The organism is Stieleria mannarensis (assembly GCF_014154935.1).
In the GTDB taxonomy this organism is placed as follows: Bacteria; Planctomycetota; Planctomycetia; order Pirellulales; family Pirellulaceae; genus Stieleria; species Stieleria mannarensis.
On sequence record NZ_JACEHH010000010.1, the window covers coordinates 141,489 to 164,298 of the forward strand.

Here is a 22,810-nt window from a genome sequence, read left to right on the forward strand (position 1 = left end):
AAAATGCAAACTGCTCATTGCAAAATTCAAATTTGCCGGGACTCGTCGCTCAAATCATTTCGCAATCTGCACTGTTCAATTTGCAATTTGCAATCGTTGCCGGCTACACCGTGACTTCGACGCTCAGCGAATCTTGATCGGCGTAACGTTGGCGGATCGGCTGGATCTCTTGGGCGATGAACTCGTCGACTTGTTCGGGGGCGCGGCCGACGAAGTCCAGCGGGTTGATTTCGGTGTCGAAGGAGACGGCGGAGAAGGCGTCGTCGTTCTTCAGTCGCTCGATCATGTCGTTGGGTTTGCCTTCGGCGTTGACGCGCTGGGCGACTTCGCGGCTGTGGACGCGAATCCGTTCGTGCAGGTCTTGTCGATCGCCGCCGGCTTCAACGGCCCGCATCATGATGTTTTCCGTTTCCATATAGGGCAGTTCCTTGGCCAGGTTGTGCTCGATGGTTTTCGGATAGACGACGAAACCGCTGGCGATGTTTTGCATCAGCACCAACGAGGCGTCGATGGCCAGGAAGGCTTGTGGGATCACCAGTCGGCGGTTGGCGCTGTCGTCCAACGTGCGTTCCATCCACTGCGTCGCGGCCGTCATCGCCGGGCTGCTTTGCAGACTCATCACGAATCGTGTCAACGCACAGATCCGCTCGCTCCGCATCGGGTTGCGTTTGTAGGGCATCGCCGAGGAACCGATTTGATGTTTTTCGATCGGTTCTTCGATCTCCTTGCGGTTGGCCAACAGCCGGATGTCGGTGGCGGTCTTGTGCAGACTTTGTGCGATCCCGCTGAGTGCGTCGAGCAGTTGGGCGTCGACTTTGCGGGGATAGGTTTGCCCGGTCACGGCGTAGGTCTTGTCGAAGCCGATTTTTTCGGCGATGCGGCGTTCCAGCTGGCGGACTTTGTCGTGGTCGCCGCCGAACAGTTGCAGAAAACTGGCTTGGGTTCCGGTGGTCCCCTTGGCACTGCGGGCGCACAGAGTTTCCAGCCGGTGTTCGATCTCGTGCAGATCCAGGACCAGGTCATAGGTCCACAGACAGCATCGTTTGCCGATGGTCGTCGGCTGGGCCGGTTGCAGGTGGGTGAACCCCAGGCAGGGCAGGTCGCGGTACTCGGCGGCGAAGTTGGCCATCGTGTCGATGGTGGCGGCCAGCCGCCGGGCGACCAACCGCAGCGCGTCGCGGATCAAGATGACGTCGGCGTTGTCGGTGATGAAGCAGCTGGTGGCGCCCAGGTGGATGATTTTTTTGGCATCGGGGCATTGGTCCCCATAGGCTTCGACGTGGGCCATCACGTCGTGGCGTCGAATCCGCTCGTATTCTCGGGCCACGTCTAGATTTAGATTGGACTCAAACGCACGGAGTTGCTCCAATTGCGTGTCAGAAATATCGATTCCGAGCTCTTTTTCACTCTCGGCCAGGGCAATCCAGAGGCGTCGCCAGGTCTGGAAACGTCGATTCGGGCCCCACAGCGTTGCCATTTCTCGAGACGAATAGCGTTCGATCAGGGGGTTTTGGTACGTTGATTCGGCGGGATTGGACGAGGATTGGGTCATTTCAACAGTTTCGGGACGTCGGAATCGAAGGCGTTTCGTGGTTAAATCGAGTGCGATAACATACTGGGCTCGCGATGGGTGACAATTCGTCGATTCGATCGGCCGCCACTCGTTGCGAGTAAGTCTCGCTCCCCCGAGATTCACATGCCGCTGGGTTCAAACATGCATTTGAGCAGATTTGCGCTTTTCCACTCCCTGGCGTTTTTTCGAATCAGCGGTTTTTTTCCGAACATCATGGCAGCTAGGTGTCAGCGTTTGCCGAAAGATATTTTTATGAGAATTGGTCTTCATTTGATCCGATCGTCGGCGGCATTCCTGTGTGGATTCGCCCTTTTGTCCCTCGGCCATTTGTCGATCGCTGCCCAGCCGGTGCAGCAGGCGCAAGCGGCCGACGCCGCCCGAACTGCCGAGCAATCCGCGGTAGCAACAACGGCTGTCGAGAGTGAACCGGCGGCGCCGCAGCAGGCACCGGCGGGCGGTTATGTTCCGGCGGTGGACGTGTTGCCCGAATCGACCGCCGGGATCGTGCGGATCCCGGAACTGCCCACGTTTTGCGACGCCTGGGAGCGGACCCAGATCGGCTTGCTGTTGGCCTCGGCCGAAATGCAACCGTTTCTGGATGATCAACGCGAACGCGCCCGAACCTACTTTGATTCGCTCGACCGTAAGATCGGATTGAAGCCCGATGATCTGTACGAGATCGCGTCGGGGGAGGTCGTGGTGGCGTGGATGGCGTTTCCCGATGACAAGCGTCGTCCGTACGCGTTGGGCGTGATCGCCGACATCCGGGGCCGAAAGGCGGAAGCGGATGCGGCGGCCGAAAAGATCGATGCCGAATTGAAGGCCGGTGGGGCGACGCGCAAGGATCTCACGTACGGTGAGGATACGATCCGTGTGTACCGCACCAAGCCGAAGCCGGGGCAGTTGAAGATCGAAGAGATCGCGTTGACCTGGAACGACCAGCGTTTCATCGCGGCCGATCGCGCCGGAGTGATTCGGGATGCGTTGGACGTGTTGGCAAACAAGTCGCCGGCCAAGGCATTCTCCGCTCGCGCGTCGTACCAACAAGTGCTCTCGGAATCGTCCAAGTCGATCGAATCAGCCGACGACCAGGGCGCGACGCTGTGTTGGCAGTGGTATGCCGAGCCGTTCGCGATGGGGCGGATCTTGCGCGAAGTGTTTGAATACGATCGGCGTGACGACTTGGACGTGATCGAGTTGCTCGAACGTCAAGGATTCGGCGTCATCGAAGCCGTCGGCGGCGTCGGCATGGTCGCCGGCCAACGGTTCGACATCCTGCACTCGGGCATCGTCCTGGCGCCGGGAAAGCTGACCAAAGCCGCCCGCATGTTGCAGGCCAAGAATGCGATCCGGTTGCCGATCCCCGCGTGGCCCACCGACGACTCCGGAGCGTTCTTTCGATTCAACTGGGAGCTCGAATCAGCTTTCTGGGCGGCTGAGTCGTTGGTCAACGACGCGCTGGGCGAAGACCTGTTTCGCCCGATGATCGAAGGGATCCGCGATGACCCCGAAGGCCCGCAGATTGATATCGCCAAGGACTTTTTGCCCAACCTGGAAAACGAGGTGATCCTGATCACCGACAACACCATGCCGGCCGGACCGGAGTCGGATCGGATGTTGGTCGCGCTGCGGATCAAGAACGCCGATGTGGTTGCCAAGGTCGTTCAAAAGGCGATGGAGGTCGAACCCGATGCGATCAAACTGGAGGTCCCCGAGTTTGATGTTTGGCGCGTCGAACGCGGCAAGAACGATAGCGACGACATCGATGCCCAATTGGCCGCACTGGGATTCGACGAAGACATCGAAGACGAAGACACCGCACCGCTGTTGAACCATTGGGCCATCGCCGTCGTCAAAGGACCACAGACTGACGGGGCGGATTACCTGATGTTTTCCAGTCATAGCGAGTTGCTGGTCAAGCTGGGAAAACGTGTCCGCTCGGGGGCCGAAAACGATGGCCTGGCGTCGACCGAGGCCACGCAAACGATCGTCGCTGCGATCGATGATCTGAACGTCGGAAACCTGGTGACCTATGACAGCGTTTTCCACCCCAGCATCGCGTTGCGGGCACGTTACGAATTGCTGCGCAAAGGTGAGCTGAAGGACAGCGACTCGTTGATCGCCAATCTGTTGCGGCGGATCGTGGAGAACGGCGAAGAGGGAGAGCCGGATCCAATCCAAGCCGGCAAGCTGCCGCCGTTTGAATCGATCAAACCGTTCTTCACCAGCGGCGGCGCGTTCTGGGAAAAGACCGACAGCGGCTGGACGATGACCGGGTTCCTGATGGCCAAGTAAGCCAGTGGGATAGGCTTCCAGCCTGTCGATTTCCGCAACGACAGGCTGGAAGCCTATCCCAAAGCGGTGCTAAAGCACCTTTTTTAGTTCTTCGATCACGACGGGCAGCACGCGGGCTTTGACGTCGCTGAGCGTGCCTTCTTGGAACGCACCGGCGGCCGCCTTGTGTCCGCCGCCGCCGAACCGCTCGGCGATCACGTTGACCGCCAGGTCGCAGCGGCTGCGGAATGAGATTTTAAACCCGCCCATGCGTTGGCCGACAAAGATCACGGCGGCCTTGGTGTTCTCCACCGCCAGGGTCAAATTGACCGAGTCCTCGGTGTCACTGGGCAATGCTCCGACCGCTTCGAAGTCGCGGGTTTCGACATACGTGTGCATCAGCGCCCCGTCGAGTTCGCTTTCGGTCCGCGAGAGGATCAGGCCGCGCAATTTCAACCGAGCCAGCGTGTCACGTTCATACAGGTCGCTGTAGATTTCCGCGGGAACCACGCCGGTGTCCACCAGCCGTGCGATCACGCGGTACGTGTCCGCGTTGACGCTGCCGAAACGAAACCAGCCGGTGTCGGTGGCGATCGCCGCGAACAGCGGCACGGCCATCGGGCGGACCAGCGGAACGCCCAGCGCATCGGCCGCCTGCACGACCAGGGTGCCGCAGGCTTCGGCCTGGTAATCCTTGTACATCGTCGCCCCCAAGTCGTCTTCGCCGACGTGGTGGTCCAGGACCATTTTGTCGCACGATGCGGCGCGGACGACATCGGCCATGTCGCCCAGTTGGACCCACGCGCTGGTGTCCAGGATCATGATGCAATCGGCCGAGATGTCTTCGGCCTGGACGTCCTCGCCCAGGATTTCAATGTTGCCGGCCGGGTCGAGAAACTGCAGCGACGGCGGGACGCGATGGGCGTTGATGATCCGGACCTGTTTGCCCAGTTTGCGAAGGATGTACGCCATGCCGAGCTCGCTGCCCAAGGCGTCGCAATCGGGGCGCACGTGGCTGACCAGGACGAAGGATTGGTAGTAGCTGATCTGGTCGGCAAAGCGTTTCCAGTTGACGGTCATCGGGAATGGATCACGTTAGGGGGCAACCAGCAATTGCTGGGCGAATCGGATGTCTTTTCGAAGCTGGTCGGTCAACGCGTCGACCGAGTGGAATCGGACCACGCCGCGCACACGGTCGATCAATTCGACGTCGAGTGTTTGATCGTACAGGTCGCCGTCGAAACCGATCAGGTGGACTTCGACTTTGGTCGCGTCGCCCGATTGGAACGTCGGGCTTTCGCCGATGTGGATCGCCGCCCGGTGGCGGGTGTCGCCGACCGAGGCGTATCCGGCATAGACGCCGGCGGCAGGGATGACCACGTCGATCTGTTCCAGGTTGGCGGTGGGAAAACCGAGCGTGCGTCCGCGGCGGTCCCCGTGGCCGACCCGGCCGCGGATCACATGCGGTGTGGCCATCATCGCCGCCGCCGTGCGGACGTCTCCGCCGGCCAACAAGTCGCGGATTCGCGTGCTGCTGATCATCGACCCGTCGACCGATTCCATTTCCGCGACACGAAATTTGATGCCATGCTCACCGCACCACGTTCTGAGAGCCCGGACGTCGCCTTGGCGGTCTTTGCCGAAGCAAAAGTTTTGCCCCTCGACCACGCCGCGACAATCCAGCGTGTCGCAGACCAGGGCGTCGAAGAATGCCTTGGCCGACAGGTTCAACAGGGCCGGGGAGGTCTGGCAAACGAGCAGGAAATCGATGCTCAGTTTGGTCATCCGCTGTGCCCGCTGGTCGATCGACGTCAATCGTTTCGGCGCCAATTCGGGACGCAGGATCGCGATCGGGTGGGGGTCGAACAGACAGGCGATGGCCGGGCCGCCCAGCTGATCGGCCAATCGACGCGTTTGCGCGAGTAAGCTGGCGTGGCCCAGATGGACGCCGTCGAAGTTTCCGATGCTCAGCACGCCCCCCCGCAGCGCAGCAAGAACCGCCGAGCCGGTGATGTCGGGAAGCGAGACGATTTCGGTCACGGGAGTCGAGAGGGCAGGGAAGGGTGGTTCGCGGAAACGGGGGCAGGAGCACATGACAGTGGCGAAGCGCCGTGCGAACCTAGCTACCTTCGCCAGAAGGTGGATCCCCGGCGGTTTCCACGCTCTGGCGAGCGTAGCTACGTCAAAGTGTTGCCAAAGCACTAGTTTGGCCGATTCCTGGCGATCGGGCGAGGTGGGGACGAAAAAGTCACCGCAGTCGGTCGAACAGCCATTTCGGGGCTCCGTTTCGCAGCCCGTCGATCAACACCGCGATGATGATGATCACGCCGATGATGATGTGCGTGTAGGTGTTGGGGATCGACAGCATGGTGCATCCGCTGCTGATCGTTTTGATGATCAGCGCCCCGATGATCGTTCCCAGCACGGACCCCCGTCCGCCGCTCAAACTGCCTCCGCCGAGCACCACCGCGGCGATGATCTCCAATTCCTTGCCGGTGCCGTCGGACGGGTTCCCGTTTTTCACGTTGGCAAAGTAGAGCAGGGCACCGACGGCGACAAACACGCCCGCCAACGCGTAAACCGCGGCCGTTGTCAGACCGACGCGGATCCCGCACAGCCGTGCCGTCGAAACGTTCGAACCGATCGCGACCACGTTGCGGCCGAAGACGGTGAAATGCATCAGCGCGGCGACCAGCAATCCCAACACGATTGCGATCAACGCACTGGCCGGGATGTGCAAGAAATCGATCCAGTAGTGATCGGAGTTGCTGCCGGTGTAACACAGGTACCGCAACCAATCGGGCAAGTGTTCCGATTCGGGGTACACGGTCGATTCATCGGCGATCACTTGGCCCAGTCCCAGGAAGATGGTCATCGTGCCCAGGGTGACGATGAACGGCACCATCTCGGTCAAACTGATGATCAAACCGTTCAGCAATCCGCACAGGACGCCGACGGCCAAGCCCAAGGCGAGCGCCGCGGCGATCCACGTCGCCGCGCCGGCCTGGTCGGCGGGGATCGTGTAATCACGAAAGGCGATCGCCAGCGCGGTGCCGCTAAGGGTGAGTGCCGTTCCGGCGGACAGGTCGATCCCGCCGGCGATGATGATCATCGTCATGCCCAGTGCGGGGACGGCGATCAGGGCGGCCGAGTTGACGATCACACGCGCATTTCGCGGCGAAAAGAATCGGCCGCTGCCGAACTGCCAGTCCAGGATGGCAAACAGGGCGATGATCGCCAACAACGCCAGCGTGGGGCCGTGCCGAAACGAGGTCAGCCAATGAAATTTGCCCCGTCGTGTTTGATTTTCAGTCATCGTTCTTCCACCGCGGCCAACGCCGCGACCATTAATTCCTCTTCGTCCCATTCGCTCGCATCACGCGACTCGGCAAGCCGTCCACGGGTCATCACGCCGACCCGATCACAAACCGCCAACAATTCCGGCAGGTACGAACTGACGAACACGACCGTTTTTCCCGCGGCCGCCAACTCGCCCATCATGCGATAAATTTCCGCTTTGGTGCCGACGTCGATTCCCTTGGTCGGTTCGTCCAACAGATAGATCTCGGCGTCCTGCGCCAACAGCCGGGCGATGGCGACTTTCTGTTGATTGCCGCCGGACAGTTCCGCGACCGGTTGCACCGGATCCTGTGCTTTGATCTCCACCTTCTTGATCCATTCCCGGGCGTCGCGAAGCCGGGCGTTCAAATTGATCCATCCGGCTCGGCTGTAGCGATCGTGATTGCCCATCGCCAGGTTTTCGACGATCGACAGGTTTTGCGCAAGGCCTTCGCTCTTGCGGTCTTCGCTCAGCAGCCCGAACCCGGCCTTGCGGCGTCCGCGCACGTTGTGTGGCAGGCGTCGGCCGTCCAGTCGGACGTGTCCCGCGTAAGTCGGTTCCAGGGCATACAGGCAACGCAGCAACTCGGTGCGTCCGGCGCCGACCAGTCCGGCCACGCCAAAGATCTCGCCACGCCGCAGCGACAGCGAAACGTCTTTGGGCATCGGTGCGGCGCCCAGGTCCTCGACTTCCAAGCGGACGTCGCCGATTTCGTGGGGGACGTGGGGGAACAGGTCGTCGACGTCTCGGCCGACCATCAACGAGATGATTTGGTCGTCGGTGATCGATGCCAGCTGTCCACTGCCGACGGAGTTGCCGTCACGCAGAACGGCGTAATCGTCGGCGACGCGGCGGACTTCTTCCAAGAAGTGGCTGATGTAAATGATCGCCAGTCCGCGGCTGCGAAGGTTGTCGATGATTTCGAACAAGCGGTCCACGTCGGCCGCCGGCAGCGAACTGGTCGGTTCGTCAAACAGGATGATCTTGGCATCGCTGATCAGCGCCCGGGCGACTTCGATCAATTGTTGCGTGGCGACCGATTGGTCGCCGGTCCGCGCCTTGGGCGACAAGTGCATCAGCCCGACGCGGTGCAGCGCTTCGCTGACCGCGGCGCGTTGATTGGATCGCATCAAGGTCCCCGCACCGGTGCCGGCGCGACCGAGCATCACGTTGTCTTCGACGCTCAAGTCCGGTGCCAAGGTGAGTTCTTGGTAGACGATCGCGACGCCGCGGTCGCGCGCGTCGATGGGGCTGGACGGGCGAAAGGGTTGACCGCCCAGCGACATCGTTCCGGCGTCGGCGCGGTGGGCGCCGCTGAGTGTTTTCAGCAGCGTGCTCTTGCCCGCGCCGTTTTCACCGATCAGGGCCAGCACGCGGCCCGCTTGGGCGGAGAGCGAGACCTTGTCCAGGGCGATCGTGGGGCCGAACCGCTTGCTGATTCCGGAGACTTCCAGCAACGGTTTCACTGCACCGTTTCTGGTTTGAGCAGCGTTTGATATTGCGGCTGGTCCATGTTCTCCGGCGTCGCCAGGTACTCGCCGGTGCTCTGGAAATCCTCCGCGGATTTGCCGTTGATGAAGTCGACCATCGTGATGACGGATTGGTAACCCATTTGCACGGGGTCTTGCAGCACGATGCCGTGACAATGGCCATCCCGCATGCCTTGGATCAAGGCGTCGCTGGGGTCAAAGGCGATGAATTTGATCTTTCCCGCCATCCCCGCGTTTTTGATCGCTTCCAGGGTGCCGTTGGCGTTGGGTTCGCAAACGGCAAAGATTCCCGCCAGCGATTCGCCGTGCAGTTGCAGCAACTGGTCGGCTTTTTCTTTCGCACTCGTCGCGTTGTCGCCGGCGTATTGGTCCGAGGAAACGACGGTGATGTCGGGATACTTTTTCAGTGCTTCCAAGAATCCTTCTTCGCGCTGTTCGGTGCTTTCGCTGCCGGCCAAGTAACGCAACAAGATCACGTTGCCTTTTTCGCCGATCGCTTTGGCCATCGCGTCGCCGGCCATCTGACCGCCTTTGAAATTATCGGTTGCGACATAGCTGACGATCTCGGGGCCATCGTCCAGCCCGCTATCGAAAATCACCACCGGGATGCCTTCGCCGATCGATTCTTCGACCGCGTCGACCAGGCCGCCTTTTTGGTTCGGTGCCAACACGATGCCGTCGACGCCCATCGTGATCATGGATTTGACGACTTCGATCTGGCTGCCCGTGTCGCTTTCGACCACCGGGCCGCGCCAAAGGATTTCGACGTTGCCGATTTCTTGGGCTGCTTTTTCGGCGCCGAAGTGTACCGATCGCCAGAATTCGTGGCTGGTGCCCTTGGGGATCACCGCGATGCGGAGTTGCTTGCCGTCGCCGTCGCCGGCGTTCGATGCGGAGGAATTGTCGGACGAAGATTTGCAACCGGCCACGATCAACGTGACGGCCAGCAGCATGACCAGGGGAAGGATGAAACGTTTCATGAGCGTGCTTGTGAAGCGATCGGGAGAAGGGTTGGAGGGAAGCCGCAATGATAGTCGATGCCGACACGTGCCGTGGGACAGTGGCGAGGCTGATTATTCCTAAGCCGCTGGCCCACCCGCGCTGCATCATTCTGCCCCGAATCATTCTGCCATCCCTGCCGTGGTTCCGACCGACGCGGCTGGACACCGTGTCTGAGTGGAGAGGTAGGAAGATTTGGGAGGTAGGGAAATTGGCTGCATCGAAGAGAGGGGGCGTTGCAATCTCTTCGGACAGAGTTTTCGCCACGTTCAAAGAACGGGGAGGGGCCGCTCGCTGACCGGCCTGTTGATCTAATCAGCCGCACGGCGCTAGCCGCGGTTCTCGCCGCCGCAAAACCGGGGCTAGCGCCCATCGGTTAATCGTTAGCTGTTTCATTTCGACTAAATCAACAGGCCGTGACGCTTCCCGCTGGCATTAAAGGGACTCAATGACGTCCGGTAGGGCTTGCAGCAGTTCGGCGCAGGTCATGCCGGGTTGTGAGTGCTTGGTGGCTGCCGCGTCACCGGCCAAGCCGTGAATAAACACGCCCAGTCGAGCGGCGTCCCAAGGGGCAAGGCCTTGTCCCAGCAGCGACGTGATGATGCCGGTCAACACGTCGCCGCTGCCCGCGGTCGCCATCCCGGGGTTTCCGCTGTTGTTGACGTGCTCCACGACGTCGTGGTTGTCCGCCTCGCGTCCGACCACGACCGTCGGGCCACCTTTGACGACGATCGTCAGGCCGTGTTTTTCTGCCAACGCTTTTGCGGCGGCGATCTGGCCCGGCCGATCGCCGGCCGACACGCCGGTCAGCCGCGCCAATTCACCGGGGTGCGGTGTCAGGACCAATTTGGATTGGTCGCGGGGCAGGGCAGGGCGGTCGAGCAGTTGGTGCTCGGACACCAGGTTGATCGCGTCGGCGTCCATCACTCGGAAGCAATCGTGTTGTTGCAACAGTGCTTCGACGATCCGCTGCGATCCGGGGCCGGTCCGCATGCCGGGGCCGCAACCGATGGCATCCCAGGGGTGCACCGAAGGCAGCTCCGCGAACGAGGCGAATTGACCATCGTCGGTATCCGGCAAGGGGATCGTCATGATCCCCGGATGGAAGCCCGCAACGGTTTCCAGGCAGCGATCGGGGATGGCGGTCGAGACCAGTCCGGAACCCGTTTTCAATGCAGCGATGGAGGACAGTGCGATCGATCCGGCCATGCCACGCGATCCGCCGATCAACAAGACACGTCCGAAGTCACCTTTGTGGGCATCGGACGCCCGGGCGGGGAAGGGCAGGGGAGGTGCAGGTTGGGACATGATGGCTGACGTCAGGAATAGGGGGTGGTTTTTGCTGGGGCGAAACGTTTGGCGATCTGCCACAGATCGGAGTGATCACCGTAGCGGAAGCCGCCAAGGCTTTCGGCTCTCCGCCGCTGGGGCGAAACGCATACGGATTGTTGGTCTAAGTGGCGGATTTGTTCGTAGCGGTCGCCGCCAAGGCTTTCGGCTGCTGAAGGCGGACACGAGTCTTCCAGCGTGGGCCCGCGCTGGCGTTTGCTCGCCGCGCAAACGCCGTCTCTCACAGAGGGAGAGAAAATGTCCCTCGGCGTGTTCCGTTACTGTGACCGTTCCAGTTGTCGCACGACCAACCCGGCCAGGTAGGCGGCTTTGAATCCGGCGTCGATGTTGACGACCGCGACGTTGGATGCGCACGAGCTGAGCATCCCCAGCATCGCGGTCAACCCACCGAGCGTCGCGCCATAGCCGACGCTGGTCGGGACGGCGAACACCGGGACGCTCAAGTGACCGCCGACGGCGGCCGGCAGGGCGCCTTCCATGCCGGCGATCACCACCACCGCGGCGGCCTGGCGCAGGTGCGGAACCGCGGCCAACAACCGCGCCGGCCCGGCCACACCGATGTCGTCGAACGGTCGGAAAGGGATTCCCATCCAGTGCAGCGTTTCGATCGCTTCCTCGGCCACCGGCGCATCGGTGCTGCCCGCGGTGACGACGGCGACGTGTTTGATCAAACCGGCATCGGCGTTTGGGGTGTCGGTTCGGGGCAGCGGGCTCGGCGGCGCCGCGTCACCGATACCGACGGTCAGCGTGCGGGCGACCGGGTTGTAGCGGGCTGCCGAAATCTGAGTCCGGACTTGCTCGGCGACCGCCGGGGTGACACGCGTGGCGAGTGACGGCTGCCCGGCGGCCTGCTGGGCAGCGATGATCGACGCGATCATCTGGGCCGGTTTCCCATCGCCGTAGATCACCTCGGGGAACCCGCAGCGGCGCTGGCGGTCCAGGTCCAGCGTGACGCGGTCGGATGTTGCGGATTCGTCGGCGGTCGCACCGGTCGCCAAGGATGTCAATGCGTCGGCGGCACTCAGGCGTCCGGTTGCGACCTCGGTCAGCAGGCGGGCGAGCGGTTCGTCGTTCGATTTGGGGGGCGGATGGGGAGGCAAGGATGGGCCGTGGCGAAAAAGGGGAGCGGTCGGTGACGGGGCAGGGCAGGGCGGTCTTGCCCAACGCGGGTTTGCAACTCGGCGCCGCGCTGGTCCAATGGGCTGCAGTTCCATGTTATCCAAACAGGGTGGTCCGGGCGAAGCCGACGTGGCTGGGTGTTCGCGGCCCCCAGTCCCGGTGGGCCGGCAGCGGCGTGCCCGGTGACCCGACACTTCCACTTGAACAGCATCAGCAAAGGCATTGGTTCATGTCGACTAAAAAATGCGTTTTGGCCTACTCCGGCGGTCTGGATACCTCCGTCATCTTGGGATGGTTGCAGGACCAGGGCTACGAAGTCCATGCCGTGTATGTCGATTTGGGGCAGCCCTGTGAAGACCGCGATGCGATCATGAAAAAGGCCCGTGATTGCGGTGCCGCCTCGGCGCGATTGATCGACGTCCGCGAAGAACTGTGCCGTGACTTTGCCTTTCCCGTGCTGGCTTGGCAGGCCAAGTACGAGCAGATCTATCTGTTGGGGACCTCGATCGCACGACCGTTGATCAGCAAGATCTGTCTGCAAGTCGCTCGCGAGGTCGGCGCGGTCGCCTATGCCCACGGTGCGACCGGCAAGGGGAACGATCAGTGCCGTTTCCAATTGGCCGCCGAAGCGTTGGATCCGAAGGTCGAGATGATCGCGCCGTGGCGGATCAAGGAGTTCCGCGAAGCGTTCCCCGGTCGAACCGAATTGATCGCCTACTGTGCCGAAAAGAACATTCCGGTCAAGGCCTCGACGGCCAAGCCCTACAGCAGCGACGAAAACGTGCTGCACATCAGCTACGAAGCCGGTGAGCTGGAGGAGTTGGATGTCAACGGTGTGGAATTGGTCGAGTTCGGCATGGGCGTCAGCCCGCAAGAGGCTCCCGACGAAAGCGAATCGGTGACGATCGGTTTCGAATCCGGTGTCCCGACCACGCTGAATGGCCAAGCCGTCAATGCGTTGGAGATGGTCGAACGACTCAATGACATTGGCGGTCGCAACGGCATCGGTCGCATCGACATGGTCGAAAACCGATTCGTCGGGATGAAAAGCCGTGGCGTCTATGAGTCGCCCGGCATGACGATCCTGTACGACGCGTTGATGTACGTCGAACAATTGACCATGGACCGCGACCTGATGCACCTTCGCGATCGCTTGGCCCCCGAAGTCGCCGAGATGGTGTACTACGGGTTCTGGTACACGCCCAAGATGGACGCGCTGATGTCGTTCATCAAACAAGCTCAAGCCGTCGTGACCGGCGAAGTCACGTTGAAGCTGTACAAAGGAAACATCTCGGTCGATTCGCGAAGCAGTCCCAACAGCTTGTACGACGCCGAAATCGCCACAATGGAAGGCGGCGGTTCCTACAATCAAGACGACGCCGAAGGTTTCTTGCGGATCCAAGGCTTGCCCAGCCGCGTCCAAGGCTCCGTGACGCCTCGCAAGTATTAGGCACTTGGGGAATTGGTTCCTCGGGCGTTTGACTTCAATTCACCCTCCCTGGCAGCCATTGGTGGCTACACAACTTACCATGGCTCCCTTCTCCCCCGGCTTTGCGCACAGAGAAGGGCTGGGGATGAGGGGGCCGGCAGTCTGCCTAATGCGAAAGAGATGAGGAATAGATGCATCGGGGGGCGGCCCCTCACCCCCGGCCCCTCTCCCCAAAACAGATCGCGAGCATCGTTCAACCGCGATCCAAGTCTTTCGCGCGATCTGTTTTAGGGAGAGGGAGCCCTATCCTAATTTGCGAGCCGACTTGCATAGACAACAATGCCCTGTCAGGAGGGTGAATTCGTCTGTCCGCTCGCTTCGCACGCGGGCAATCTAAAGCAGGGTCATGGGGGTGTGTCTCCACCTGGAATGACTGCCTCGGCCCTATTCTGATTGACCCGCGCGCCGGTTTGGCTTAGCCTGCTTGGCGCGAATGTGACGATTACTCTCAAAATACAGGGGCTGATGTCGCCGTTCGCGTTGCCCGTGCGTTTCAAAACGCGAAGGGGTCTTTTCCGATCGGCTCGTGCGTTGGCAGAGCCGAATCCTTTGCAAGGTGAGAGCGATGCCGTTGCGGACGAGTGCTTGGATCGGGGTGTGGGTTTGCCTGGTTTTCATCGGCATGTCGGGCACGGCAGCCGATGCGGGCACCTTTGAGGCAAACACGCGTCGTGAGATCTCGGTGATCAAACGCAAGATTCGGGCCGCGCAGTTTCTTTCGCGGGCCACCTTCGGTCCCAACCTGCAGCAGATCGAGGCGCTGGCTGAACGGATGGGGCAGATCGGGACACGGCGTGCCTGTGAAGAATGGATCGATCAACAGATGGCACTGCCGGCCGGCTATCACCATCCGCTGGCATTGGACATGATCGCCCGCGACGGGCTGACGTCGACCCAGGGGGACGTTTGGATCCAACGTTACCGCTACCACGCCTGGTGGCACTGTGCGTTGGCCGGCGAAGATCAACTTCGCCAACGCGTGGCTTGGGCATTGATTCAGATTCTGGTGACCAGCCAGGACGGTGCGGGGTTCAATGATCAGAACCCCGGACATCACAGCGGGGAAGGGCGGTGGCTTGGGCCGACACACTACTATGACTTGATGGTCCGGCACGCGTTTGGGAACTATCGCGAGTTGTTGGAGGATGTGACCTATCACCCGATCATGGGTGTCTACTTGAGTCATATGCGGAACCGGAAAACGGACGAGGCCAGCAACCGGTTTCCCGACGAGAACTATGCCCGCGAGATCATGCAGTTGTTCACGATCGGGTTGTACGAACTTCATCAGGACGGTCGGCTGAAGACGGATGAGTCGGGCAATTTAATTCCGACCTACGACAACGAAACGATCAAAGAATTCGCCAAGGTCTTTACCGGGTTGGCGTTCAAGCCCCATCCCAACGCGACGGGGACGGGGCAGTTTTGGTGGGGCAACGAATTCGAGGCACCGATGCAGATGTTCGATTTCGAACATGAACCGGGCTTGAAAACCTTGCTCGGCGGCGAGGTGATCGGCAGTGAAAGCACCGTGGATGGGGATGCGGATATCGCCGCGGCGCTGGACAATCTGATCGCCCACGACAACGTCGCCCCCTTCATCTCGCGCCGACTGATTCAGCGGTTGGTCAAGAGCAATCCCTCGCGTGGTTACATCCGTCGCGTCGCCCGCAAGTTCGAAGACAACGGGCAAGGAGTCAAAGGCGATCTTGCCGCGGTCGTCAAGGCCGTGTTGCTGGACCCCGAAGCCTGGAGCGGACAACGGTTGCTCGGACGCCGCCGACCCTATCAAGTGGAAGTGATTCCCCGAGGCACGGATTACTCGACGTTGACCGAACCGGTGATTCGCTACACGCGCCTCCTTCGCGGCGTCAACGCGACGAGCAATCATCACAGCGGACGGGCGATGTTGATGTCCCAGAATTACAACTGGACGCAAGAGCCTTACTTGTCGCCGACGGTGTTTAATTTTTATCTGCCCGACTACCAACCGCCGGGGGACTTGCTCGGCTACACACCCTCACGCCGGGTCCCGAACGGATTCTTGTCGTCGCCGGAGTTCCAGATCAAGACACCGGTCACTTCCAACCGCTTGGCCGGCCGATACATTTGGGACATCTCCAATCAAATGTCACAACAACGTTGGTCCAACAGCACCAGCGGCGTCTCTCATAACAGCGACATGATCTTTCATTTGGAAGACGAAGAATCGCTGTGCACCGAGGACGAAGACATGCACGAGCTGATGGATCGATTCGACTTGCTGTTTTGCTACGGATCGATGCCGCAGGATTACAAGGACCGGGTGGTCGAGGTCACGACGGCGGAAACGCAGTGGATGAAGGACAACGCCCAGTACCGTCCCAGGCTGGAAGAGTTTCGGGTCAACGCGGCGCTGATGGCCACCGTGCTGTCTCCGTTCGCCGCCGTTACCGAATAGCTCGTTACCGAATAGGTCGTTACCGAATCGATTGCCGCGGATCTTGTCGCTGGCAGCTGCCACTCCAACACTTTTCTCCCACCGGACCGATTGCCATGAACCCCACGCATCGCATCCATCGCGAGCCACTTCGTCGCGATGTTTTGAAGCTAGCCGGAGGCTGTGCGGCGCTGACCAACACGTCACTGCTGTCCACGCTGTTCAGTCTGTCGGCCACCAACGCCGCCGTCGCCGCAAATGACTTGAGCGGCTACAAGGCGCTGGTCTGTGTGTTCTTGTACGGGGGCAACGATTCTTTCAACATGCTCACGCCGCTCGAGCCCGGCGAACGAGCCGATTATCTGGAAGCACGCGGCGGTGTCTACGAGGCGGGCAACGGCGCGTTGGGGTTGCCCGAAAACGAACTGCACCCGATCACCGACAACGCCACCGGCCGCCGCTTCGGAATCCATCCCGGCATGGGGGATGTGCAACAGATTTACCAAAACGGTGACCTGACGTTCATTTGCAATATCGGCAGTTTGGTCGAGCCGACGACGATGGCGCAGTACCAGGCGCGAACGAATCTGCCGCTGGGATTGTTCTCCCATGCCGACTTGCAGCGGCACTGGATGACGTCGGTTCCGCAGACGCGTTCCCAAGTCACCGGTTGGGCCGGCAGGATGGCGGACCTGATTACCAGTCAGGTCAATTCGAACGACAGCATCTCGATGAATATCGCGCTCAATTCGGTCAACATGATGCAGACCGGTGGCTCGGTGATTCCCTATATCGTCACCAACTCCGGCGCCAGCGAAGTCGGCTGGTACGGCCAGACCTGGACCCAGGCAAAGATCTATACCCAACTGACCGACGACGTACTGTCGCGGTCCTACGGAAATCTGGTCGAAAAGACCTTCGCCAATGCGAATCGCAACGCACTCGATTCGGCCATCGCGTTTAACGAGGCCGCCAATGCGGTCAACTTAAGCACGACCTTTCGGACCACCAACAACAACCTGTCCAGCCAATTGCAGATGGTGGCCAAAACCATCGGTGCGCGGTCGACCATCGGTCATTCCCGACAGATCTTTTTTGTCAACATCGGCGGCTGGGACAACCATGATGAATTGATCAACAACCAGCAAACCAACTTGACGCGGGTCAGTGAAGCATTGAAAGACTTTTATGATGCGATGACGGAACTGGGCGTTCAGAACGACGTCGTGACCTTTACCGCAAGCGACTTTGCACGGACGCTCAATAGCAATGGTCGCGGCAGCGATCATGCCTGGGGCGGCAACCAAATCATCATGGGCGGATCGGTCAAAGGCAATCAGTTGTGCGGGACCTATCCCGATTCGCTGGCCCCCGGCAACCCGCTGGATCTGGGCCGCGGTCGTTTGCTGCCCACCACATCGGTCGACGAAATGTGGTGCGAGTTGGCGATGTGGTACGGTCTGGAAAATGGCAACCAGATGGAAAGCATTCTGCCGAACATCCGCAATTTTGTCGGCAGCGGTCAGACGAGTTATCCGCTCGGGTTCTTGATGTAACGTCCCGTGGGATAGGCTTCCAGCCTGTCGGTATCCACGATTGACAGGCTAGAAGCCTATCCCACAGCGGTCAATCCAGCGTGTCGTCGGGCAATGGTTCGTTGCCGTTAGGTGTGACCAGTGCGGCGAAGGTCCGCGGCGGTAGGTCGTTGGGCAGGAAGTGGCCGCGACCGTCGACGGTGGCCATGGTGACGCCGCTGGAGATTCTGCCGCCCGGTTCGATCCCGACCGTTCCGTTGACCACGCCTTGCATGGCCGTGTAGTCCAGGTCGACCGGTTCGGCCCAACCGCCGATCGCGCGGTTGATCGGTGGCGCACCGGCAATCACCAGGATGGTCTGTGAGGCGTTGTCTTGGATCTTGTCCGGCGCTCGCGGGCCGGTCGGCGGGAACAGCGTTCCCGGGCCGGTGATCAAGTAGTATCCCGATTGGGTGCCGGCGCGATTGGTGTCGTTGGGGTGAATGTAGACCGACGGCATCGCGTAACTCGCTTGCAGGTTCAGCTCGTGATCCCACGGCTTGCTAAGGTCAAACTGGTCGTACAGTTCTTGTTCGCCCAGATACGGCAGGATCAAAACGCGCCAAGAATGCATCGGCAGCCCGGCGCTGTCGCGGAGGGTCGCCGGCGGATAGGTCCCGTAGTCGGCCGCATAGGCGTTCAGTGCCGCCGCGATGCTTTCCAGGTTCTTGATCGATGCATTCTGTAAACGGATTTCGGCCAGGCGTGACACGCTGGCACCGCCGAACCGGAGGGCGGCAAATGCGATGCAGACCAGCATGGTCAGCACCACGCCGGCGGCGATCATCACCCCGAGCGGTCGTTTGCGCTGGGCCAGGTTCTCGTTCGACGCCGATCCGGCGAAGTCGGGCAGGTGAATGGGGGCGCCGCACGAAAAGCATTCGCCGGACTTTCCACTGTATTGGTCTTCAACCTGAGTTTGCGCGTGGCAATGCGGACAGGTAAACAGGTAGGGCATGAATGAACAAACGCCTTGCGAGACGTGGGGTGCATGATGATGATTGACGAACGTGCCCGAATAGCCAAACGTCAGCGGCGTTGCGGCACGAGCGGTTCATTCTAGAGGACAAGACATTGAAAGTGGTGTTGCAGCGGGTCAGCGAGGCAAGCGTTTCGGTTGCCGGAGAGGTCGTGGGCGAAATCGGGACCGGGTTTTTGGCCTTGGTCGGGATCGGCCATGGGGACGACGAGGCGGTCGTCCGCTGGGTGGCGGAGAAGACGGCGGTGCTGCGTGTTTTTGAAGACGATGCGGGAAAGATGAATCGATCCGTGATCGACGTCGGTGGCAGCGTCTTGGCGGTCAGCCAATTCACGTTGTACGGGGACTGTCGCAAGGGCCGTCGACCCGCGTTTACCGACGCCGCCCCGCCGGAGACCGCCGAGCGGTTGTACGAGTTGTACGTCAAGGAGCTGAAAGGGCAGGGGATTGGTGTCGAAACCGGCGTCTTCGCGGCCGACATGAAGGTGGCGCTTGTGAACGACGGCCCGGTCACGATGTTGCTGGAACGGGGGAAGGAGTGAAGGAGTGAAGGAGTGAAGGAGTGGAGGAGTGGAGGAGTGAAGGAGTGAAGGAGTGAAGGAGTGGAGGAGTGAAGGAGTGAAGGAGTGAAGGAGTGGAGGAGTGAAGGAGTGAAGGAGTGAAGGAGTGGAGGAGTGGAGGAGTGGAGGAGTGGAGGAGTGGAGGAGTGGAGGAGTGGAGGAGTGGAGGAGTGGAGGAGTGGAGGAGTGGAGGAGTGGAGGAGTGGAGGAGTGGAGGAGTGGAGGAGTGAAGGAGTGAAGGAGTGAAGGAGTGTTGCCCCTGCTCTCCCAGCTCCCAGCTCCCAGCTCCCAGCTCCCAACTCCCAACTCCCAGCTCCCAGCTCCCAGCTCCCAGCTCCCAGCTCCCAACTCCCAACTCCCAACTCCCAACTCCCAACTCTACCGTCGTTCGGTTGACGCGCGTGAGGCGTTCAGGCCGAAGTCGGGTGGTTGCCATTGCGGGACGGTCCAGTTCGATGGCGGCGAGGCGGGGGTGTATTGCCAGCCGGGTTGTGTCAGATCGTACTTCGCTCGCTCGCGCAGACGTGCTGCAATCTTGTTGTCACTCCAGGCCGTGTAGCACAACCCGAACAGTAACGCGTAGACGAACACGTTGGCGATCGCGTCGTTGCCGAAGAACTTCAGCGCCGTCCCGAAGGACTTCTTGGTGCGCAGCCGTGCCACGCCGACTTCCACCGCCCAGATTTCATCCAAGATCAAGTGGACCAGAAAGCCGACGACGACGGCGACTGCTTTGTAAGCGCGTTCGGCGTCGCTGGTGGTCGGCATGGCCAGGTAGGCGATCAATCCGGACACCGCGGCGGCCGGCAGACTGTGCCACATGCCGCGGTGCACCGTGAACCGTTTGAAGAACTCGAACGCGCCGAATCGAATCACGACATAGATCAGCATCGCCGCCAACGCCATCGACTCGTGGGACAGGTCGTAGTCGCGGAAGCGATTCAGCATCATCATCGGCGCCACCGCCGCAGTGAACATGCTGATCTCGCGCAGCGGGATGCCGCCGTCGCTGTCCAGGTCCGGCAGCATGCCGCTGACCGAACACAGTCCGCCGGCCAGGATCCCGTTCTCCAGCGTCATCCCTTGCGAGGTGACGCCCCAGTATCCATAGGCGATCCCGACGAGCGTGCTGGCGCTGATGTGCGTTTTGAAATCTGCCACGCTAGCAAATGGGTGAGCGGAAACATGGGGCAGGGGAGGGCGGTCGAAAAATAGGCTGCTTGGTACATAACGCTTTTGGTGGTCCGCTGCCAAGACAGGATTGCGATTGGTCTTCGCTTGCACCGCAAGGATTTCGTATAAGACGCTTCGGCCGCACCGCCCTCCCCTGGCTTCGCTCGATCCCGTACGCATCAAGTTAAGAGATGGAGCATCGCTAAAGTGCATTCACCCTTCCTTTCAGGGAGGGTCGCGGAGGAGTATGCGACGACGCGGGGAGGGTTAGTTGTGGCGCAGAAGAACTCAACCACCACGAATCGACCCTCCCCTCGCTTCGCTCGACCCTCCCTGCCAGGGAGGGTGAAGTTGTAACTTGATGCTTTTACCCCCTCGCTGTGCTCGCCCCTTCTTGCCGGGGAGGGTTGCTTTCTCACTTAAGGACATTTCCCTGTGGAGATCTATGACATTTTGATGCTGGTCGTGCTGGCGGCCGCCGCCATCTTCGGCGCTGTCAAAGGGTTTGCCTGGCAGTTGGCGTCGATCGCTTCGATCGTGGTCAGCTACTTCGTGGCGTACCGGTTCCGCGAGCCGCTCAGCCATTCGATTGTCGCCGAGCCGCCATGGAATCGCTTTCTGGCGATGTTGATCCTGTTCGTCGGGACGTCGCTGGTGGTTTGGGTTGCGTTCAATATGGTCCGCCAGACGATCGACCGGCTGAGGCTGAAGGAATTTGATCGCCAGATCGGGGCGTTGTTCGGGCTGCTCAAGGGTGGTTTGTACTGCACGCTGATCACGCTGTTCGCCGTCACGCTGATGGGCGACACGGTCCGGGAAAAGATCGTCGCCAGCAAAAGCGGTCGGTTCATCGCTCGAAATTTGGATCGCAACGAGTCGGTGATCCCGCCGGAGGTTCACCAGTTCTTGCGTCCGTATTTGGAGCGTTTGGATGCGGAGATGAGTGGGGCGGGTTCGCAGTCTAGCGACGCTGAGATTCAGAGCGTGGAAGCCGTGCCCGCGGAGATGGCAAGCTTGGGAGTTCTCCCACGTAGATGAGGTGCCTGGGAGCGGGGGCCTAGGGCAGGCATGCGTCGCTGTGGCATGCGGATTTCGCTCAAACACGGGGTTTTCTGCGATCTCAATACAACATAAGAGTGATTATCGGACGTTGCAGAAGGGGGTTTTTGTGCCCTGATTTGCCGCCCCGTCCGTCACGCGGACGTAGCTACCATCGCCAGAAGGTGGATCGCTGACCGGCGTAGTGGCCTTCGCCAGAAGGTGGATCGCCGAGGTCTTCCACGCTCCATCGGAGCGTCGCTGCGCAAAGCTGTGTGAAGCGAACGCCTGGTTGTCGACAACGGATCAAAGTCGGTTGTCGACAGCCAAGCAGATTGAAAGTGTTTGGTTGTCGACAACCGTTGTCGCGACTGGCGGCGATGGCTCAGGCGATGGCTCAGTCGATGGCTCAGTCGATGGCTCAGGCGATGGCTCAGGCCGAACGCTCGCGCGATCCGGCTCGTGTTCAGTCATCCTCAGCCGATCGGCGTCTGTTCTCTGGGATTCGCGATCGGCTTGCGCTGACGCTCGGTCGCCGGCCTGATCCGGCCGGCGGCCTCGGCTGATTGGTCGAGCCCGTTTCGCCTTGTCGCGTCTTCAGGCGTCGTCAAACGAAAACAACCCCGAAGGGCTTGTGGGTTTGCCCTCCGGGGTTGCGATTGGTATTGGCGGCTAAAATTTTGAGCCAACCGCCCTGCTCTTTTCGTCTACTTGCGTCGTCGTCGCGATCGCAGCAAGCCGGCCGAGCAAACCAGCGACAGCGCCAGGACGCTGGACGGTTCGGGAATCGCGGTCACTTGGGTGCTGAGCGTCAACGCGCGTCCGATGAATCCGCCACCGGAGTTGGTAGCGGCGGATTCGAGTCCGAACCCGACGGTTTGGAAGGTGGTGAAGTCGCCATCGACGGCCGTCCCATCGGAAACGACGAAGCGTGTTTCTCCCGCCGTCGGGGCTTGCAGCGTGACGGTGCCCAACGAGGCTTCGTAGATGCCGTTGCCGCGATCGATCGAGCTGCGGCCGGGTTGGCCGAACCCGGGACCGAACGATGCGAACGTCAGGCTGGTCGGTGTCGAACCGGCATCAAATCCGCCGTCGCCGTTCAGGGTCAGTGATTCGAACAGCCCGTCGCCGCCGATGCTTTGCAGTGACAGGTTGTACGCGTTCAGGTTGGCCGCACCCAGCAGCGATGTGTTGGTGCCCGTAACGGTTTCCCGGATCACGATTTCGGCGGTCAGTTTTTCACCGGCGTTGGTCGCAAGCGTGCTGTCGATTCCGTCGCCGCGACTGGTGCGTAGCAACAGGTCGTAGCTGATCTCTGCGTTGGCATAGTGAAGCGTCGAAAGGACGGCAAAGGCAAAAGTAAGGATTCGCAAACTCATTTCGTAGTCTCGAAGTGATAGTCGTGGAAAGATGTGTTGAGGGGTGGCAATCAG

Annotated in this window: 18 protein-coding genes; 7 read left to right on the forward strand and 11 right to left on the reverse strand. The window is 60.7% G+C overall.

The genetic code is table 11. The features are described 5' to 3' along the window. Positions 1–103: 103 nt before the first annotated feature. Positions 104–1,552 carry an adenylosuccinate lyase gene (purB, locus tag H1B37_RS09250; RefSeq protein WP_182866355.1) on the reverse strand — a complete coding sequence of 483 codons (1,449 nt, stop codon included), beginning with the start codon at positions 1,550–1,552 and terminating at the stop codon, positions 104–106. A gap of 273 nt (positions 1,553–1,825) precedes the next feature. On the opposite strand from purB, the gene H1B37_RS09255 reads away from it, so the two are divergent. Further along, entirely contained in the window at positions 1,826–3,868 is a 2,043-nt protein-coding gene (locus H1B37_RS09255) for a membrane or secreted protein (protein WP_182866356.1), read from the forward strand. A 69-nt stretch (positions 3,869–3,937) separates the two neighbouring features. On the opposite strand, the gene H1B37_RS09260 is transcribed toward H1B37_RS09255, so the two are convergent. The 7 genes from H1B37_RS09260 to larB all read right to left on the reverse strand — a co-directional run bounded on the left by H1B37_RS09260 (position 3,938) and on the right by larB (position 12,126). After that, on the reverse strand, positions 3,938–4,927 hold the full coding sequence (locus tag H1B37_RS09260) for a DHH family phosphoesterase (RefSeq protein ID WP_182866357.1): 990 nt from the start codon (positions 4,925–4,927) through the stop codon (positions 3,938–3,940). Between the two features lie 15 nt (positions 4,928–4,942). Further along, on the reverse strand, positions 4,943–5,887 hold the full coding sequence (ribF, locus tag H1B37_RS09265; protein WP_182866358.1) for a riboflavin biosynthesis protein RibF: 945 nt from the start codon (positions 5,885–5,887) through the stop codon (positions 4,943–4,945). Between the two features lie 208 nt (positions 5,888–6,095). Then, positions 6,096–7,163, reverse strand: a complete 1,068-nt coding sequence (locus tag H1B37_RS09270; protein WP_182866359.1) for an ABC transporter permease — start codon at positions 7,161–7,163, stop codon at positions 6,096–6,098. Continuing rightward, positions 7,160–8,653, reverse strand: a complete 1,494-nt coding sequence (locus H1B37_RS09275) for a sugar ABC transporter ATP-binding protein (protein ID WP_182866360.1) — start codon at positions 8,651–8,653, stop codon at positions 7,160–7,162. The genes H1B37_RS09270 and H1B37_RS09275 overlap by 4 nt, the downstream gene beginning before the upstream one ends. Further along, positions 8,650–9,657 (reverse strand): ABC transporter substrate-binding protein, encoded by a 1,008-nt coding sequence (locus tag H1B37_RS09280; RefSeq protein WP_286177557.1) that lies wholly within the window; start codon positions 9,655–9,657, stop codon positions 8,650–8,652. Before H1B37_RS09280 ends, H1B37_RS09275 begins: the two co-directional genes overlap by 4 nt. 454 nt (positions 9,658–10,111) lie before the next feature. Then, positions 10,112–10,984 carry an NAD(P)H-hydrate dehydratase gene (locus H1B37_RS09285; protein ID WP_182866361.1) on the reverse strand — a complete coding sequence of 291 codons (873 nt, stop codon included), beginning with the start codon at positions 10,982–10,984 and terminating at the stop codon, positions 10,112–10,114. Between the two features lie 299 nt (positions 10,985–11,283). Continuing rightward, complete coding sequence (larB, locus tag H1B37_RS09290; RefSeq protein WP_286177558.1) at positions 11,284–12,126, reverse strand: nickel pincer cofactor biosynthesis protein LarB; 843 nt, start codon at positions 12,124–12,126, stop codon at positions 11,284–11,286. 248 nt (positions 12,127–12,374) lie between these two features. On the opposite strand from larB, the gene H1B37_RS09295 reads away from it, so the two are divergent. The 3 genes from H1B37_RS09295 (at position 12,375) to H1B37_RS09305 (ending at position 17,609) form a co-directional block, all read left to right on the forward strand. After that, the gene (locus tag H1B37_RS09295) at positions 12,375–13,595 is read left to right on the forward strand and encodes an argininosuccinate synthase (RefSeq protein WP_182866363.1); all 1,221 of its coding nucleotides are present in this window, start codon (positions 12,375–12,377) and stop codon (positions 13,593–13,595) included. 604 nt (positions 13,596–14,199) lie between these two features. Then, entirely contained in the window at positions 14,200–16,074 is a 1,875-nt protein-coding gene (locus tag H1B37_RS09300) for a DUF1800 domain-containing protein (RefSeq protein ID WP_220498119.1), read from the forward strand. A gap of 95 nt (positions 16,075–16,169) precedes the next feature. Beyond that, entirely contained in the window at positions 16,170–17,609 is a 1,440-nt protein-coding gene (locus tag H1B37_RS09305; protein ID WP_182866365.1) for a DUF1501 domain-containing protein, read from the forward strand. A gap of 70 nt (positions 17,610–17,679) precedes the next feature. On the opposite strand, the gene H1B37_RS09310 is transcribed toward H1B37_RS09305, so the two are convergent. Continuing rightward, on the reverse strand, positions 17,680–18,585 hold the full coding sequence (locus H1B37_RS09310) for a DUF1559 family PulG-like putative transporter (protein WP_182866366.1): 906 nt from the start codon (positions 18,583–18,585) through the stop codon (positions 17,680–17,682). Positions 18,586–18,707: 122 nt separating this feature from the next. Between H1B37_RS09310 and dtd the strand changes: the two genes are divergently transcribed. After that, entirely contained in the window at positions 18,708–19,148 is a 441-nt protein-coding gene (gene dtd, locus H1B37_RS09315; RefSeq protein WP_436298250.1) for a D-aminoacyl-tRNA deacylase, read from the forward strand. Positions 19,149–19,544: 396 nt separating this feature from the next. On the opposite strand, the gene H1B37_RS09320 is transcribed toward dtd, so the two are convergent. Beyond that, a complete protein-coding gene (locus H1B37_RS09320; protein ID WP_353620811.1) occupies positions 19,545–20,327 on the reverse strand; it encodes a metal-dependent hydrolase in 783 nt (260 codons plus the stop codon). A 447-nt stretch (positions 20,328–20,774) separates the two neighbouring features. Between H1B37_RS09320 and H1B37_RS09325 the strand changes: the two genes are divergently transcribed. Next, positions 20,775–21,377: a CvpA family protein gene (locus tag H1B37_RS09325; RefSeq protein WP_182866368.1), complete on the forward strand. Its 603-nt coding sequence runs from the start codon at positions 20,775–20,777 to the stop codon at positions 21,375–21,377. 341 nt (positions 21,378–21,718) lie between these two features. Beyond that, entirely contained in the window at positions 21,719–21,943 is a 225-nt protein-coding gene (locus H1B37_RS09330) for a hypothetical protein (protein WP_182866369.1), read from the forward strand. 141 nt (positions 21,944–22,084) lie between these two features. Here H1B37_RS09330 and H1B37_RS09335 read toward each other — a convergent pair whose 3' ends face one another. Then, on the reverse strand, positions 22,085–22,756 hold the full coding sequence (locus tag H1B37_RS09335; RefSeq protein WP_182866370.1) for a PEP-CTERM sorting domain-containing protein: 672 nt from the start codon (positions 22,754–22,756) through the stop codon (positions 22,085–22,087). Positions 22,757–22,810: the final 54 nt, after the last annotated feature.

Bases quoted from the DNA above. Each gene is read 5' to 3' on its own strand.
- H1B37_RS09280 (WP_286177557.1), bottom strand. From the start codon at position 9,657: ATGAAACGTTTCATCCTTCCCCTGGTCATGCTGCTGGCCGTCACGTTG.
- H1B37_RS09260 (WP_182866357.1), bottom strand. From the start codon at position 4,927: ATGACCGTCAACTGGAAACGCTTTGCCGACCAGATCAGCTACTACCAA.
- H1B37_RS09310 (WP_182866366.1), bottom strand. From the start codon at position 18,585: ATGCCCTACCTGTTTACCTGTCCGCATTGCCACGCGCAAACTCAGGTT.
- H1B37_RS09305 (WP_182866365.1), top strand. From the start codon at position 16,170: ATGAACCCCACGCATCGCATCCATCGCGAGCCACTTCGTCGCGATGTT.
- purB (WP_182866355.1), bottom strand. From the start codon at position 1,552: ATGACCCAATCCTCGTCCAATCCCGCCGAATCAACGTACCAAAACCCC.
- H1B37_RS09300 (WP_220498119.1), top strand. From the start codon at position 14,200: ATGCCGTTGCGGACGAGTGCTTGGATCGGGGTGTGGGTTTGCCTGGTT.
- H1B37_RS09285 (WP_182866361.1), bottom strand. From the start codon at position 10,984: ATGTCCCAACCTGCACCTCCCCTGCCCTTCCCCGCCCGGGCGTCCGAT.
- H1B37_RS09295 (WP_182866363.1), top strand. From the start codon at position 12,375: ATGTCGACTAAAAAATGCGTTTTGGCCTACTCCGGCGGTCTGGATACC.
- H1B37_RS09270 (WP_182866359.1), bottom strand. From the start codon at position 7,163: ATGACTGAAAATCAAACACGACGGGGCAAATTTCATTGGCTGACCTCG.
- H1B37_RS09255 (WP_182866356.1), top strand. From the start codon at position 1,826: ATGAGAATTGGTCTTCATTTGATCCGATCGTCGGCGGCATTCCTGTGT.
- H1B37_RS09335 (WP_182866370.1), bottom strand. From the start codon at position 22,756: ATGAGTTTGCGAATCCTTACTTTTGCCTTTGCCGTCCTTTCGACGCTT.